At 62.0% G+C, this 12,747-nt stretch carries 17 protein-coding genes; 1 reads left to right on the forward strand and 16 read right to left on the reverse strand.

What is annotated here, in order from left to right; all coding sequences use genetic code 11:
• Positions 1–53: 53 nt before the first annotated feature.
• From ybgF to rcdA, 16 genes are all read right to left on the reverse strand, one after another.
• A complete protein-coding gene (gene ybgF / locus NKH98_RS02840; protein ID WP_352504954.1) occupies positions 54–1,154 on the reverse strand; it encodes a tol-pal system protein YbgF in 1,101 nt (366 codons plus the stop codon).
• Between the two features lie 188 nt (positions 1,155–1,342).
• On the reverse strand, positions 1,343–1,846 hold the full coding sequence (pal, locus tag NKH98_RS02845; RefSeq protein WP_352896562.1) for a peptidoglycan-associated lipoprotein Pal: 504 nt from the start codon (positions 1,844–1,846) through the stop codon (positions 1,343–1,345).
• A 69-nt stretch (positions 1,847–1,915) separates the two neighbouring features.
• A complete protein-coding gene (locus NKH98_RS02850; protein WP_352896786.1) occupies positions 1,916–2,431 on the reverse strand; it encodes a four helix bundle protein in 516 nt (171 codons plus the stop codon).
• A gap of 95 nt (positions 2,432–2,526) precedes the next feature.
• Positions 2,527–3,798 (reverse strand): Tol-Pal system beta propeller repeat protein TolB, encoded by a 1,272-nt coding sequence (gene tolB / locus NKH98_RS02855; protein ID WP_352896788.1) that lies wholly within the window; start codon positions 3,796–3,798, stop codon positions 2,527–2,529.
• Positions 3,799–3,876: 78 nt separating this feature from the next.
• On the reverse strand, positions 3,877–5,034 hold the full coding sequence (tolA, locus tag NKH98_RS02860; protein ID WP_352896564.1) for a cell envelope integrity protein TolA: 1,158 nt from the start codon (positions 5,032–5,034) through the stop codon (positions 3,877–3,879).
• A gap of 7 nt (positions 5,035–5,041) precedes the next feature.
• Complete coding sequence (tolR, locus tag NKH98_RS02865) at positions 5,042–5,500, reverse strand: protein TolR (protein WP_254816466.1); 459 nt, start codon at positions 5,498–5,500, stop codon at positions 5,042–5,044.
• Between the two features lie 9 nt (positions 5,501–5,509).
• Complete coding sequence (tolQ, locus tag NKH98_RS02870) at positions 5,510–6,220, reverse strand: protein TolQ (RefSeq protein ID WP_352489260.1); 711 nt, start codon at positions 6,218–6,220, stop codon at positions 5,510–5,512.
• A 295-nt stretch (positions 6,221–6,515) separates the two neighbouring features.
• Entirely contained in the window at positions 6,516–6,986 is a 471-nt protein-coding gene (gene ybgC / locus NKH98_RS02875) for a tol-pal system-associated acyl-CoA thioesterase (RefSeq protein ID WP_302893633.1), read from the reverse strand.
• A 129-nt stretch (positions 6,987–7,115) separates the two neighbouring features.
• Positions 7,116–8,156 (reverse strand): Holliday junction branch migration DNA helicase RuvB, encoded by a 1,041-nt coding sequence (gene ruvB, locus NKH98_RS02880; protein ID WP_352896567.1) that lies wholly within the window; start codon positions 8,154–8,156, stop codon positions 7,116–7,118.
• Positions 8,153–8,557, reverse strand: coding sequence for a type II toxin-antitoxin system VapC family toxin (locus NKH98_RS02885; protein ID WP_352896569.1), 405 nt, complete (start codon positions 8,555–8,557; stop codon positions 8,153–8,155). Before NKH98_RS02885 ends, ruvB begins: the two co-directional genes overlap by 4 nt.
• Positions 8,554–8,838, reverse strand: coding sequence for an AbrB/MazE/SpoVT family DNA-binding domain-containing protein (locus tag NKH98_RS02890; RefSeq protein ID WP_352476100.1), 285 nt, complete (start codon positions 8,836–8,838; stop codon positions 8,554–8,556). Before NKH98_RS02890 ends, NKH98_RS02885 begins: the two co-directional genes overlap by 4 nt.
• A gap of 67 nt (positions 8,839–8,905) precedes the next feature.
• Positions 8,906–9,526: a Holliday junction branch migration protein RuvA gene (gene ruvA / locus NKH98_RS02895; protein WP_352896571.1), complete on the reverse strand. Its 621-nt coding sequence runs from the start codon at positions 9,524–9,526 to the stop codon at positions 8,906–8,908.
• Between the two features lie 13 nt (positions 9,527–9,539).
• A complete protein-coding gene (locus NKH98_RS02900) occupies positions 9,540–9,962 on the reverse strand; it encodes a type II toxin-antitoxin system VapC family toxin (protein WP_352476098.1) in 423 nt (140 codons plus the stop codon).
• Positions 9,940–10,209 (reverse strand): AbrB/MazE/SpoVT family DNA-binding domain-containing protein, encoded by a 270-nt coding sequence (locus tag NKH98_RS02905; protein WP_352476097.1) that lies wholly within the window; start codon positions 10,207–10,209, stop codon positions 9,940–9,942. The genes NKH98_RS02900 and NKH98_RS02905 overlap by 23 nt, the downstream gene beginning before the upstream one ends.
• A gap of 56 nt (positions 10,210–10,265) precedes the next feature.
• The gene (ruvC, locus tag NKH98_RS02910) at positions 10,266–10,778 is read right to left on the reverse strand and encodes a crossover junction endodeoxyribonuclease RuvC (RefSeq protein WP_352896573.1); all 513 of its coding nucleotides are present in this window, start codon (positions 10,776–10,778) and stop codon (positions 10,266–10,268) included.
• A gap of 308 nt (positions 10,779–11,086) precedes the next feature.
• The gene (gene rcdA / locus NKH98_RS02915) at positions 11,087–11,614 is read right to left on the reverse strand and encodes a protease adaptor protein RcdA (protein ID WP_352896576.1); all 528 of its coding nucleotides are present in this window, start codon (positions 11,612–11,614) and stop codon (positions 11,087–11,089) included.
• Positions 11,615–12,193: 579 nt separating this feature from the next.
• Here rcdA and NKH98_RS02920 point away from each other — a divergent pair.
• Positions 12,194–12,745: a DUF2269 family protein gene (locus NKH98_RS02920; RefSeq protein WP_352896578.1), complete on the forward strand. Its 552-nt coding sequence runs from the start codon at positions 12,194–12,196 to the stop codon at positions 12,743–12,745.
• The last annotated feature ends 2 nt before the right edge of the window (positions 12,746–12,747 follow it).

Raw genomic sequence — 12,747 nt, forward strand, 5'->3', positions numbered from 1 at the left:
CATGTCGCCCAAGCGTGGGCCCGGTTTTGCGGCAGCGACACGCAACGGAAAAACTAGCACGCCGCGAGTGCCCTTTCCTGCTTGACCCGCTCCTTGAGCGCGCCGGAAATATCAGGGTAGCGCTTGCCGATCTCGCTGAAAGTGGCACAGGCCACGTCGCGCTGTTTCAGCCCGACCAGTGAAACGCCGAGCTTCAGCAGCATGTCGGGCGCCTTCTTGGCCTTGGGATAGTCCTTGCTGGCAGCGAGGAAAATCTCGGCCGCATCGCGGTATTTCTGCTGGCCGAGCAGCGATTCACCGAGCCAGTAATGCGCATCCGCCGCTTTGGCGTCCCGGGGAAAACGGGCGATGTGATCGCGGAAACCCTGTTCGGCGGTGCTGTAGTCGCCCGACAGGATGAACTGGTAAGAGTTGCGGTAAAGCTCCTCCGGGTCGTTGGTCGATGGGAGTGCCGCGACCACCGTGTCGTCGGATTTACCGGCCTTGTTGCCGGCCGCGCTGGCGCCGTTGGCTGGGGCCGTATTCTGCGACGGCGCGTTCGCCTGCGCATTGCCATCGGCTTCGACGACATTGCCGTTTTTGTCGACGGTGATGGTGCCGAACGTCTTGGGCGGCGCGCCGGGGATCAGCTTGCCGGGATCGCCGTTGGGCGATTCGATGATGACGTCTTCGACGCTTTTGCCGCCGTCTGCTGCCTTGCCCGCGTCGGCCGGAGCCTGCGTTGCCGGGACCTCCGCCACGTTACCGTCGCTGCTGGGCGCGGCCTCGGACTTCTTCTGTCCGGCCGGCTGCTGCGCGCCTTGCGGACCGCCTTCCAACTGCTGGAAACGGAATTCGTTGTCTTCCTGCTGCTTGCGGATCTGCTCCTGCATCTGCAGAACCTGGAAATTGAGTTCCTCGATCTTGCCGTTCATCTGCCGGAGCTGTTCCTCCAGCGCCGGCGTGCCGGTGCCATCCTGTTGCGCGAATTGAACCTGATCCGGCTTTTTCCTTTCGCCGAAAATGGCGGGCAGTTTGATCGTCGGCAGATGGAAGGAAAAACCGCTTTCCGATGACTGCTCGGTGGCGTTTGCCCCGATACCGTCAGCAAGTGCCGCGATACTTGATACGAGCAGCAGCGCAAGCGTGCCGCTCAAGACCGATCTGAAATGCATGTGCCTCTCGCCGTGAAACCATTGTTGCGCGCCTCTCACTCGAAGTAGACCAGCCAACTGGGGACTGGCCAGACGCTCTCGGCTCTTAACAGGACGTGAGACTTCGGCCAAATTTTGTTTGGAGCGAGCAGATATGAAAAAGGCGGCCCTGCGGCCGCCTTTCGCACTAAGTGTTGCATTTTTGCCGATCAGGAGCCGGCGCCGCTCAGGGTGGTCACGGCGCGGCGGTTCTGCGACCAGCAGGAGATGTCGTCGCAAACCGCGACCGGACGCTCCTTGCCGTAGGAAATGGTCTTCAGGCGCTGCGCCGAAACACCCTTGGCGACCAGGAAGTCGCGGGTGGCGGCAGCACGGCGGGCGCCGAGCGCCAGATTGTATTCGCGCGTGCCGCGCTCGTCGGCATGGCCTTCGATGACGATGGCATACTGCTTGTACTGGTTCAGCCACTGCGCCTGGCGCGACAGCGTCGTCTGCGCGTCGGCGCGGATCGAGGACGAATCGGTGTCGAAGAAGATGCGGTCGCCGATATTGACGGTAAAGTCCTGGGCCGACCCGGGCGTTGCCGCGCCGGCGCCGTTGAGGCCGAGATCGGCGGCGCTGTTCGGCGTCTTCGAGGCGCAACCGGTGATCGCGAGCATCGCGACGAGCGCGATCATGACCGGGTTTGTGGTAAGTGCTGCGATACGGCCCATGCCGCCTCTCCTTCGCAATTCGAGTGATTTCATTGATCGTCCAGTAACCACGTTTGGGTTAACCGGCGCTCAAGAAACACGGTTAAAATTTGGTTTCGGCTGCCGTCCACAACCGTTCTGCCGAGGGCTACTCAAGGGCGACAATGAGCGCGGACCGTAGGCGGAAATGCGGCCAAAACATGAAAAAGAGGGAATTGAGGAGTTGAGGAATTGAGGAATTGAGGAAGAGATCACCTCAGCTTCTCTCTGAGATTGACCAGCATTCCATAGATGCGGGCATAGGATTGCAACCAATCGTCGCGTTGCCTGTGTGATGTACTCGAGGTCGAACGCATACGAAATCCAGGTCTCCACTTCACTGCACGATCCTATGGCCATCGAAGTGAACCGTGCGAATTCGGGCTTGGAGTGGGTCTGTTTGGCAAAGCCTTCGGCCAAATTGGCGCAGATCGCCTTGCTGGAACGACGTAGTTGATCGGCGAGCGCGTATTGCTCCATTTTCGGAAAGGCAAGCGTGGCTCTGTGTACCCCAAGGGAAACCGCATAGGCACGCTTATAGACTTCTAAATCCCTCGCGTGCTCGATGTAGACCTGCCTTCTCCATTCTTCAGTTCTTCAACTCTTCAGTTCTTCAACTCGTCAGTTCTTCAATTCCTCATTTCCTCAATTCCTCTTCCTGCCTATTCCAGCAGCGGCGACCAGGCCGGATCCGAGGCGAAGTTCGCTGTCGGGATCGGCTGTTCGTTGCGGCCGGTGAGATCGACCGAAACAAGTTTTGGTCCGCCATTGGAATCACGGAAGAACATCAGCACCCGGCCGTTGGGTGCCCAGGTCGGCCCTTCCTGCTGAAAGCCGGTGGACAGGATGCGCTCACCCGAACCGTCGGTGCGCATGACGCCGATCTGGAATTCGCCGCCGGTCTGCTTGGTGAAGGCGATGAGATCGCCGCGCGGCGACCACACCGGCGTCGAATAGACGCCGTCGCCGAACGAGATGCGGGTCTGGCCCGAGCCGTCGGCGCCCATCACATAGATCTGCGCGCGGCCGCCGCGATCCGAGGTGAACACCACCTTGCTGCCGTCGGGCGAGTAGGACGGTGAGGTGTCGATGGCGGTCGAGTTGGTAAGCCTGGTTGTCGAGCGGCTTCTCAGATCCATGGCGAAGATGTTGGAATTGCCGTCATCGCGCAGCAGGCTCATGATCACCTTCTGGCCGTCCGGCGAAAAGCGCGGCGCAAACGTCATGCCGGGGAAATTGCCGACCAGCTCGCGCTGCCCCGTCTCGATCTGCAGCAGGTACACCCGCGGCTGGCCGCTCTCGTAGGACATGTAGGTGATTTCCTGCCGGTTTGGCGAGAAGCGCGGCGTCAGCACGATCGATTTGCCGTTCGAGAGATAGCGGACGTTGGCGCCGTCCTGGTCCATGATGGCAAGCCGCTTCTTGCGCGCATTCTTGGCACCGGACTCGTCGATGAAGACAACGCGCGTGTCGAAATAGCCCTTCTCGCCGGTCAGCCGCTCGTAGATCGCATCGGCGATGATATGGGCGACGCGCCTGGTATTGGCGTCGTTGGCGAAGAACTGCTCGCCCGACATCTGCTGGCCGGCAAACGTGTCCCACAACCGGTACTGGGCGCGAATGCGGCCGTCAGCCTCCTTGCCGACGCTGCCGGTGACTAGCGCCTGCGCATTGATCACCTTCCAGTCTTCGAAGCGCGGCGTGGCATCCGGGTTCGAGATCTTTTCAATGAAAGCGCTTTTGTCGATCGGCGCGAACAGCCCGGAGCGTTTCAGGTCGGCACTGACGATGCCGGAAATCTCGGCGCCGAGCGCATCGCCGCCCTGGAAGTCCGTGATGGCGATCGGCAACGGCTCGACATTGCCCTTATTGACGTTGAGCTCAACGAGCGCCCGCGCCGGCAGGGTGACAGCAACAGTCATACCCAGCGCCATCGCTGCGATCGTCAGGAGCGGCTTGAGGATGGATTTCATGTCTTCTCGCTTCTTTCGCTGATTCTGTGAGCGCTGGGCCTAAAGACCGAGCATCTCCCTGGGGTCAAAAGTGACCCGAACGTCGGACCAGATGTCTTGCTTGCCCGCCGGAACCTGCAGGCCGGCCATGTCGCATTTCTGAACCGCGCGCACTGCACTTTCGTCAAACGGGCGGTTTCCGCTCGATTTTTCGACAGTAGGCCGGCCATCCAGCTTGCCGGAGGCGTCCAGGTTGAACTGGATCACAGCCACGAAATTCTCCGAACCCTCGACCCCTACCGGCAGGGTCCAGCAATTACTAAGCTGGGCCTCCAATGCCCCCTGCTCCGATTTCGAAAGCTTCTGGCCCTGGTCCTTGTCGCCGCCGAGCGATGCTTGCTGGGTCGAGCGCTTGGCGCCGCCGCCGGACGGCTTCCGCTTGTCGAGCAGAGCCGAAATCTCGTCGGCGTTGAACTGCTTGTCTTCAGATTTCGGCCTGGACGAGGCTTCCTTGACCGGCTTGTCGGCATCCTTGCGCTCGGGCGCCTTGGCGCTTTCGGCCTGGGCCGGCTGCGGCTTCGGCCGAGCCTCGGGTGCTGGCGCCGAGTCCGGAAGCTGCGCCTCCTCGGTTGGCGGTTGCTTGGCAATCGCCTCGGCGACGGCATCCGGCTTGACCTCGGGCTGCGGATCGATCGCGGCAGTCTTGTCCTGCGGCGGCGTGGGCGTCGGCTCCTTGGCCGGCGTCGGCTTGGGCTCGGCCTGCTTGACCGGTTCGGGCTTGACCTCTTCCTTCGGCTGCGGCACCGGCGCTACCTCCGTTGCGGGAATAGGCTTCGGCTTTTCCGGCGGCTTCGGCACGTCTTCGGTCTTCGGCTTCTCGACCGGGGTCGGCGCGGGTGGCGGAGCCGCCGTCATATCGACCGGCTTAGGCTTGGCCTCAGGTGTCGGCGGCTTGTCGGTATCGACGCTATTTTCTCCGACTTTCTGGGCATCGGCTACGATGTCGGGACGCTGTGTCGGCAGCGGCGCCGGCTTGTCATGCATCACAGACTTCTTGTCTCCTTGCAGGACCTGTGCCGTCGCTTCCATCGGCACGATCTCGACCGACACCGATTCCGCATCGGACGCAGGCATCGCGGGCGGCGAGGACAAGGTGAACAGCCCGAAGGCAATCGCCACCGTATGCAAGATCACCGATGTGGTGAGGCCGGTCCTCATCTTGCGTCTACTGATCCTGTTCCTGCAGTGAAACCAGGCCGATATTCTTGTAGCCGGCAGCCGAGATGCGGGCCATCACCTTCATGGCCGTGCCGTAATCCGTCGCCTTATCACCCCTGATGAAAATGCGCTCGTCATAGCCCGTCTTCGAGATCGCCTGCAGCTTCGCCACCAGCTCCTCGATAGGGATCTCGGTTTCCTGGAGGTAAATCTGACCGGCCGGGTTGATGGACACGGTTATAGGCTGCGTATCGGCGTTCATCGCCTTGGCCTGCGTATCCGGCAGGTCGATCGGCACGCCGACCGTCAGCAGCGGCGCCGCGACCATGAAGATGATCAGCAGCACCAGCATCACGTCGACCATCGGCGTGACGTTGATCTCCGATATCAAGGCGTGATGGCGGCCGCGCCGCCGGTGGCCGCGCCCGCCGCGTCCTCCACCACCTGCGCTTACGGACATTCCCATGATCGTTCCTCAGGCCTTCTGCGCGACTTTTTCATCGATTTGGCGCGAGAGTATGGCGGAGAACTCATCCGCGAACCCTTCCATGCGCACCGCGATCTTGCTCGCGTCCGACGACAGCTTGTTGTAGGCGATGACGGCAGGGATGGCGGCGAGCAGGCCGATGGCTGTCGCCAGCAGCGCTTCGGCGATGCCGGGCGCGACCACCGACAGGCTGGTGTTCTTCGAGGCGGCGATCGCCTGGAACGAGGTCATGATGCCGATCACGGTGCCGAACAGGCCGATGAAGGGCGCCGCCGAGCCGGTGGTGGCGAGAAACCCGAGCCGCCCTTCCAGCTTTTCCATTTCGCGGGTCAACGCCAGATCCATTGCCTTGTCGATGCGGGTCTGCAGGCCGAGCGGCGATTTCGCGCCCTTCTCGAAGCTTTTCTTCCATTCGCGCATGGCGGCGACGAAGATCGCGCTCATGCCGGTCGTCTTGCGGTCGGCGAGCGTGCGGTAAAGCTCTTCCAGCGACTGTCCCGACCAGAACACCTGCTCGAAGCGGTTGAGCGCCAGCCGCATGCGGGCATAGGCGACGAGCTTGTCGACGATGATCGCCCAGGTCCAGATCGAGGCGCAGAGTAAGCCGATCATGACCAGCTTGACCACCCAACCGGCCTGCATGAACAAGGCCCAAATCGATAAATGCGCGCCCGGGTCGGCGAGAGCGATGTTTTCCATGTTACGTCCTTAAAGATTTTCCGGGCGTGGCTGGCGGCTGGCCCATGGGCATCCCTTGTGATCCGTTCGCGTTAAGCTTGCGGAATAACCCCAAATGCACCGTTGGCGGCCTTTTCGGGGCAAATATTGGTGAAAGGAAGGCGCTTGGATTCTCCCAATCTTAACCAATCCCTTCATGGACCGTTATGGTTAAGGATGGGTTATGACGTACAGCGCGGCGCATTGCCGCGCCCCGATGAGCCGCCCGGCGATCCTCGCCCCGATCAGGAGTTCCGGATCGTTAGCCTCTGAGCCCTTATTTGCGCGTTCTGGGCATGAAGGCTGCGATCCAGTCCTTGGGAAAGCGCCGCGGCCGCCCGTTCTCGCCGACAATCGCCGCTTCGACACGCGCCTCGACCAGCACTTCGCTGCCGCGCTTCAACTGTTGCGCCATGACGATGCGGGCGCCGGAAATCTCGTCGGTGCGAGTATCGATGGTCAGGATGTCGTCCATGCGGGCCGAACCGCGGAAGTCGATCTCCATGCGCCGCACCACCCAGACAATTCTCTCGCCATGCTTGCCGTCGGCAAGCTCGGTGTGGTGGACGCCGGCCAGCCGCAGATAGTCGGAACGGCCGCGCTCGAAGAATTCGAGATAGCGCGCGTGGTAGACGACGCCGGAAAAATCGGTGTCTGCATAATAGACCCGCGCCATCAATCGATGGCCGAATTCCGTCAGCGCGCCGGAAAGCCCGGCGGACAATGCCGATTCACCATGATCGTCCATTGCGCTGTCCCTTTGGTCCCGACGAGCATCTGTTTTGGCACCCCCTGTTTTGCGCATAGACCGGCGATGATCAAGACCTGGAGGGCTGGGCCGGGGAACTGCCAGCACCAAAGCCATAAGTAGCGGAACTTAGGGCTCTTCCTGGAACAGGCTGATCTGCTGCTGCGCCAGGTCCTTCGGCGCGTCGAGGCCGAGATGCCGCCAGGCATTGGCCGCCAGCACGCGGCCGCGCGGGGTACGCATGATGAAGCCTTGCTGGATCAGAAAGGGTTCGATGATGTCCTCGATGGCATCGCGTGGTTCGGAAAGCCCGGCCGCGATGGTTTCGATGCCGACCGGCCCACCGCCGAAATTCCGGGCGATCATCGACAAATAGCGGCGGTCGAGCGCGTCGAGGCCGAGCCCGTCGACCTCCAGCCGCGTCAGCGCCACATCAGCGATCTTGCGGTCGACATGGCCGTCGCCGGCAACGCTGGCAAAGTCGCGCACCCGGCGCAACAGCCGGCCGGCGATGCGCGGCGTGCCGCGCGCCCGCCGGGCGATCTCCAGGGCGCCGTCGTCGCCGAGCGGCATTTGCAGGATGCGCGCGCCGCGCCGCACGATCTGCTCGAGCTCCTCGACCGAATAGAAATTGAGCCGCACCGGAATACCGAAGCGGTCGCGCAGCGGGTTGGTCAACAGGCCCAGCCGGGTGGTGGCGGCGACTAGCGTGAAGCGGGCCAGGTCGATCTTGACCGAGCGCGCCGCCGGCCCCTCGCCGATGATCAGGTCGAGCTGGAAATCCTCCATCGCCGGATAGAGGATTTCCTCGACCGCCGGGTTGAGCCGGTGGATCTCGTCGATGAATAGCACGTCGCGGTCTTCGAGGTTGGTGAGCAGCGCCGCCAGATCGCCGGCCTTGGCGATGACCGGACCCGAGGTCGAGCGGAAATTGACGCCGAGCTCGCGCGCCATGATCTGCGCAAGCGTCGTCTTGCCGAGGCCGGGCGGGCCGACGAACAGCACATGGTCGAGCGCTTCGCTGCGGCCCTTGGCGGCCTCGATGAAGACTTTGAGATTGGCCCGCACCGCCGCCTGGCCGACGAAGTCGCCGAGCGTCTGCGGCCGCAAGGTCTGCTCGGCGTCCTCGCCGCGTCTGTCGGGAGCAATGAGGCGTGGCGAAAGGCTCATGCCAGCAGTTCCATACCGGGAATGGCCTTGGCAGCGCGCTGATCGAAGGTGACCGTGTGCGAGCAACCTAATTTTCGATTGTGTTCCGCAATCAACGCGTCGGCAAAGTCGATCTGCACTGAATTCGATCGCTCGAGCGCGATGACGATGGCATCGAAGTCTTCGAACTCCAGCGTCTTGATCTTGAGCAGCCTCTGGATTGCGGCCAATACTTGTTCCTTTGGCTGCCTGTAGCGCGAAGCCAACGACCAGCTGAATTCGACCAGCACCATCAAACTCACGAAGCCGGGCATTTCCACACTAAGGTCGCTGCCGAACGCAAGCGCCTTTGCCCGCTGCTCCGGATCATCATTGAGCACCATGCGAAGCAGAACGTTGGTATCGATGCCGATCGACGTCAAGCGGGACCCTCTTGTCCGTCATTTGATCTATCCCCGACAACATGCCGGCCGACTGCATCCCGCACAGCGGCGTCGATTTCCTCCAGCGTAGCGGGACCGCCAGGCGGATCTCCCAAGAATCCGGCGAGGTCGGCAAATCCGAGGTTGCGCGGCGTTCCGATCAGGTAACCATCCATGACCGTCCAGGCGATCGTATCGCCCGTCTTGAGCGACAAGGCGTCGCGGACGTCCTTTGGAATCGTGAGCTGTCCCTTGGAGGTCAGACTGGCATATGCGCCCATATTCTTACTCCTGGAGAAAATTCTTACCGATCACATAGTAGTTGGAATTTCACTTTCCAGCAACGTCTCACCGTGCGAGCTCCTTCAGCCCGAAGCGGATCAGCTTCGATGCGTCCGCCTCCTCACCTGCCGTCTTCAGCGCCGCTGCGACTGCATTGGCGGCGGTGTCGCGCGAATAGCCGAGATTGACCAGCGCCGAGACGGCGTCGGTGATCGGCGCCGAGGCAACGCCCTCACCGAGCTCCTGCTTCAAGCCGATGGTGCCGGAGGCGGTGCCCGCATAGGCCGGCGCTTTGTTCTTCAACTCGGTGACGATGCGCTCGGCGACCTTCTTGCCGACGCCGGGCGCGCGGCTGACCATGGCGATGTCGCGCAGCGCAATCGCGTTGGCGAGATCGGCCGGCGCCAGCGTCGACAGGATGGCCAGCGCCACCTTGGCACCAACGCCTTGCACATTGTTCATCAACAGCCGGAACCATTCGCGCTCCAGCACCGACTGGAAGCCATAGAGCCGCAGCATGTCCTCGCGCACATAGGTCTCGATGAACAGCACCACCGCCTCGCCCGGCTGCGGCAATGCCGCCAGCGTACGCGCCGAGCAATAGGCCACGTAGCCGACGCCATGCACGTCGACGATGCAGAAATCCTCGTCGACCTCGTCCAGCGTGCCTTTTAGCTTGCCGATCATTTGAGCTTGCCGATCATGCCGGGTGGGTTTCCGGAGAGATGATATCGAGGTCCGGGAAGTAGCTGCGATAGCGCGCGGCATCGCGCGTCAGCAGGCGATGCCCGGCAACAACTGCATGGGCTCCAATAAAGAAATCCGGCAGCGTTCGTTCGCGGAGGCCGCCGGCGCTGCGATAGCGGGAATGCGTAACACCGGCCAGGAAGGCTGCTTCCCACGGCAGGAATTCACGCTCGATCTTGAGCATGTCGGCTGCCTGGCGAAGGGCCTTCTCCGTTGCAATCAGCGGCGCGAGTTCGGACCAGACGATTGTGTTGATGACAAGCGCGCCGTCGCGCCGGCATGCGGTAATTGCCGACGCCGACCACTTCCTCTCCCGTCCGGCAGGACCCCAAACGTCGACCAAGACATTTGTGTCAATCAATGTCGAGGTCTTCACGCGGGCCCCTCAGCCATTCCATATATTCGTCCGTCGTCATGCCCCCTAGGTCCAGCGTACCGGCCATACGATCGAGCGTCTGGCTGAATCTGCGCGAGGCTTCCTCCTGCGACATGTTTTCGTTGACCGCAATGACCCGAGCGCCGTCCTCGGTGGGAACGAACTCCACCTCCGAACCTGGGCCGATACCCAGATGATCCCGTATCTCCTTAGGGATGGTCACTTGCCCCTTGGTAGTAACGCGCATGGTAATACCTCGTCGGTATTACTTATTGCCGACCTGAGAACAAGTCAAGAACAAACTTATCCGGCCAGCGCCGCCAGCCTGTAGGCGATGCTCTGCCGGTGGTGCGCGTGACAGATGGCGATGGCCAGCGCATCGGCGGCGTCGTCGCTGTCGAAAGTCGCCTTCGGCATCAGCACCTTGACCATCATGTGGATCTGCTTCTTGTCGCCATGGCCGACGCCGATCACCGCCTTCTTGACCGCGTTTGGCGCGTATTCGGCAACTACAAGGCCGGCACGCGCCGGCACCAGCATGGCGATGCCGCGTGCCTGGCCGAGTTTGAGCGTCGCTGCGGCGTCCTTGTTAACGAAAGTTTGCTCGACCGCCGCCTCGTGCGGCATCGCGGCATGCAGGACCTCGGCGAGCCCGTCATGCAATTGGCAAAGACGCATCGCCAGGGCGGCCTTCTCGTCGGACCGCACCGTGCCGGAAGCGACGAAGCGCAGCGAATTGCCGAGGCTTTCGACTATGCCCCAGCCGGTGCGCCTCAGCCCTGGATCGATGCCGATGATGCGAATCGCTTCCCCCATCCGTCAAGTCTACCTTCGGGGAACAGCGATGCCAGCGAAATGTGAACAAACCAGAAACGAGGGCTCGTCATGTCCAGAGAGCCTCTGAAACCGTTTTCGAAAGTCGCCCGGCGAGTCATATCGTGGTGGTTTCGAGAACCGGAGCGCAGCGGACATTTGGGTCCGTGAGCCCACGCGTGATCCCGAGGGGATCATGCGCAATTAAAGTGCTGCAGCGTCCTTTGCGCGTCCAAAAGGACGCGCGGCGCTGCAGGTAAGCGGAGAAACGCCGCCAGATGACCGCTGGAGTAGAGTTTCCAAACGGTCTCTCAGCCGCGGGCGAAAGCCGTGTTGAGCAGCGTGATCTGGTCGGACACCGGATTCAGGCGACGGCTCGACGGCGGCACCTCGGCGAGGCTGCCATAGATCTCCTCGTCCATGCGGCGCACCAGCGCCTGCAGGCGCAGCGAGCGGTTGACGAGGTCGGTGAAATCGTTCGGCAGTTCGGCCCAGCCGGGCGCCTCCTCATGCGCCGAGGCGGTGTCGAGACGCACCTTGGATTTTTCTGAGGCCACCTGATCGCGGGTCATCTCGCCGGAATTCGCCGCCCGCTGCAAAAGCAGCCACGAGGCGACCTGCATCAGCCTGGTGGTCAGCCGCATCGATTCGGCCGCATAAAGCGTCGCCGCCGGCCTTGACAGCTTCTTGGCCTCGGCGCGGCCCTTGCCGTCGAGATACTCGGCCGCCTGCTCGACCAGGCCCATGCCTTCCTGATAGAGCGGCTTGAAGGATTGGGAGAAAACCCGGCGCTCCGCCAGTTTGATGGTTTTCGCGCCAGCCTTCGAAGGCTCGTTCATTGCTACGCCCCTGCACTTGCCTCAAAGCCGGCCGATTCGGCCTTTGGTCTGCCACATCCGGCAGCCTAAACGACTGAAGCTTGAAAATGCGCTTCGCTGCCGGCGAAGGCAAGCACATGTTTAACAAACGGTTAACGGCCGCATTTAGCCGCTAGACGTCCATGCCTGCGAACAAAAAAAGAGCCGCGGATAAGGCGGCTCTCAGGAGTTTAACAGGGAGGCGTCAAACAAAGTGGCTCCAACCACTCGGTAAGAATCCAGATCACTGGATGGACATAGTAAACGCCTGTAAAGCTTAACGAAGCCTTAACGCAGCGCATATTTTTCGATCAAGGGCCCGGCATCTGTGCCGTAACAGCACAGCTGACCGGCCAGGGCGGCGTTCACACTACTGGCTGGAAGCGGGGGCGACCCGCTTGCGCCATGGTTCTTCCAGATCGTGACCGACATACCGAAACAAAGCGGCACTGCGCGCGACATCGTTCCGAAACAGCGACGCGCTAAACGCCGCGCTCCTCGCAACGAGGCGGAGCAAACCTTGCGCTCCGGCAATCATGAAAATCTCTCAAGGAGCGAACAATGGACTGGTACTCGGTCGTCAAATTTCTGCACATCGTCACGGCGATCCTCTGGGTCGGCGGCGGCTTCACGCTGATGCTGCTTGCGGTACGCGCCGACCGTGCCGGAAATGTCGAAGGCATGCTGCAGGCGATGCGCGCCACCGGCGAGCTCGGCAACCGGTTCTTCGCGCCGATGTCGATGCTGACATTGCTCTTCGGCCTCATCATGTGCGGCTTCTGGGTCGGCTTTTCCGATCTGTGGGTGCTGATCGGCCTTGCCGGTTATGCGACGACCTTCTGCATCGGAATGTTCGTCTTCAAGCCGACTGCCGACCGCATGGCAGGCATGATCGCCAAGGATGGCGTGACGCCGGCAGTGCTTGCCCAGGGCCAGCGCGTCCTCAATGCCGCGCGCTTCGACTATTCGGTGATGCTGGTGATCATCGCAGACATGGTGCTGAAGCCGACGCTGCACGACATCACCATTCTGGGCTGCATGGCGTTCGTGCTGGCAACCGGCGTTGCCCTGGCGCTTGGCAGGACGCGGCCGCTGCTGCCGAGTGCCGCCTGAGG

Source organism: Mesorhizobium sp. M0833, assembly GCF_040319905.1.
Classification (GTDB): domain Bacteria; phylum Pseudomonadota; class Alphaproteobacteria; order Rhizobiales; family Rhizobiaceae; genus Mesorhizobium.